Annotated in this window: 1 rRNA gene; it reads right to left on the bottom strand. The window is 46.1% G+C overall.

Annotated features, from left to right (window positions below):
* A 23S ribosomal RNA gene (locus tag CPJCM30710_RS17525) occupies positions 1-371 on the bottom strand; the annotation flags it as partial.

Genomic DNA, 371 nt, shown 5'->3' with positions numbered 1-371 from the left:
AAGGTTTCACGTGTCTCGTGGTACTCTGGATCAGAACTACTTACTCTTGTTTTCACTTACAGGACTATTACCTTCTGCGGTCGTACTTTCCAGTACTGTTCAGTTAACAATAGTTTCGCGTTATGTTCTGTCCGCAACCCCGGAAACAAGTTTCCGGTTTGGGCTCTTCCGCTTTCGCTCGCCGCTACTGACGGAATCGATTTTTCTTTCTCTTCCTCCAGGTACTTAGATGTTTCAGTTCCCTGGGTTTACCTTCCTACGACTATGTATTCATCGCAAGATACATGGGGTTACCCATGTGAGTTTCCTCATTCGGAAATCTTCGGATCACAGGCTATTTGCGCCTACCCGAAGCTTATCGCAGCTTATCA

The sequence above is a fragment of the Clostridium polyendosporum genome (genome assembly GCF_018332455.1).
GTDB lineage: Bacteria > Bacillota > Clostridia > Clostridiales > Clostridiaceae > Clostridium_AY > Clostridium_AY polyendosporum.
This window is presented reverse-complemented; position numbering and strand designations above follow the sequence as displayed.